Below are 791 nucleotides of genomic sequence, written 5' to 3' on the forward strand. Positions count from 1 at the left end.
TCACGGGGTCGGACCTTGGCCAACATTGCCTTCGCCTGGGCCGCGGACAGGTCCCGCTTGGCCCCGCCCGGGATGAGCTCGAGCAGCAGGTGGTGCAGCTGGGAGGTCTTGCGGGTGTGCTCCTCACCCAGTGATCGGCGCCGGTCGACCAGGAGTCGCAGCACCTCCAGCTGCTCGTCGGCGACCACCGGCCGCAGCCCGGTCATCCGGGTGCCGACGAGGGCCACCGAGTGGGCGTCGGTGGCGTCGGTCTTGCGGCCCTGCCCGGTCGCGAACACCCGCGCGCGTGATGAGAGCTTGGGTGGGACGTCGACGACCTCCTCGCCATCGGCCAACAGCCGGACCGCGATGTGCTTGCCGATCCCGGCACAGCCCTCGATCGCCCACACCCGGTCGGGCCACTGGCCGGCGTAGCGCCGCATCTCGTCGTAACCGTCACGGTCGGTTCCGAACCGGCCCGTGCCGACGATGCTCTCGTCGGCCGTCATCACCTCGATCGTCGCCGAGCGCTTGTGCGGGTCCATCCCGATCACAACCCGACCGGTCTTCGTTGCTGTGCTCACGCCTTCCTCCGATGCTCGAACCATTTCGGTTGTCGAGCCGGGAGGGCAACGCTGCTTCGAGCTGGGCAAACCCCTCTTGAGCCTCTCCTGGCCCTGGCGACGCCCGGGCTGCGCAGGCCAGATGAGAGCCACACGACCCGCGTGGGCAGCCGAAAAGGGAGCGACAGCCCGGGCGCCTGGACCGAGCCTCGCCAGGCGCCGGTCCTGCGTCAATGAAACAAGCAGCCG

1 protein-coding gene is annotated in these 791 nt (G+C 69.7%); it reads right to left on the reverse strand.

The genetic code is table 11. The features are described from left to right. Positions 1-563, reverse strand: a 563-nt coding sequence (locus J3P44_RS24750) for an IS110 family transposase (RefSeq protein ID WP_255893190.1), incomplete at its 3' end; no start/stop codon positions are given. Between the last annotated feature and the right edge of the window lie 228 nt (positions 564-791).

It is taken from the genome of Nocardioides astragali, assembly GCF_024436375.1.
In the GTDB taxonomy this organism is placed as follows: domain Bacteria; phylum Actinomycetota; class Actinomycetes; order Propionibacteriales; family Nocardioidaceae; genus Nocardioides; species Nocardioides astragali.